This is a genomic window from Pseudogemmobacter sp. TB195, assembly GCF_058313095.1.
The window spans coordinates 1-771 of record NZ_JBZEGG010000103.1 but is presented as its reverse complement, the minus strand read 5'-3'; the positions used below and the strand labels follow the sequence as shown (position 1 = coordinate 771).

The window sequence follows — 771 nt, the reverse complement described above, 5'->3', positions numbered from 1 at the left end:
ACAAGCTCGGCCAATCGCAGGCCGTCGCGCCGGCCGTGGCCGACTTCCACCCAACCGATCCACAGATCGCATGGCATCTCGCCCGCTTCATCGAGCAGGTCAGGAGCATTCCCGCCGATCCGATCATCGTCCGGCAGAACTGGCTTCGCGCCTATGACTGGACAACCGATCGCGGCGCGGGCGCGCTCAACGACTATGCCCGCACCAACGATCCGTTCGCCAAGGTCGGCAAGCAGCAGATCGCCGTCGACGTTTCCAGCGTCATCCGCGCATCGCCCGACAGCTTCCGCGTCGCCTGGACGGAGCGCCAATTCGAGAACGGCGCGCTCGCCTCGACGCAGCGCTGGACCGCCATCCTGACCATCGCGCTTCAGCCGCCGCGCGGCGCCGAACGGTTGAAAGCCAATCCGCTCGGCATCTACGTCAATGCCATCAACTGGTCGCGGGAGATGGGCCAATGAGCAGCACCCTCCGCAAGCCTGCCGCCATCGTCCTCTTGCTGTCCGCGTCGGCGCTCGCCGGCTGCGCCACCAACAGGCCGCCCGAGATCAGCTACGACGCCAGCGTGCCGCCGCTGCCCGCCGTGCCCGTCACCGTGACGGACGAGCGCCCCAAGCCCCTCAATACACCGCCGGCCTGGACCGTCGCGCGCGGCGGCGAGACCGCCGGCACGCCCACCGGCCGCGTCGAGAACGCCAATGCTGCCGCCCGCGTGCAGCCGCGCCGCGAGGGCTATTACAACGCCATCCAGGTCTATCCGTGGTCGGAAGG

General features: G+C 68.9%; 1 protein-coding gene and 1 pseudogene. Both read left to right on the top strand.

The window, feature by feature from the left end:
* A partial coding sequence (gene trbF / locus AC4FS3_RS28825) for a conjugal transfer protein TrbF (protein WP_491023388.1) occupies positions 1-461 on the top strand: 461 nt, incomplete at its 5' end.
* Positions 458-771: pseudogene (locus tag AC4FS3_RS28820) on the top strand (P-type conjugative transfer protein TrbG); the annotation flags it as partial. The gene trbF and the pseudogene AC4FS3_RS28820, both read left to right, overlap by 4 nt.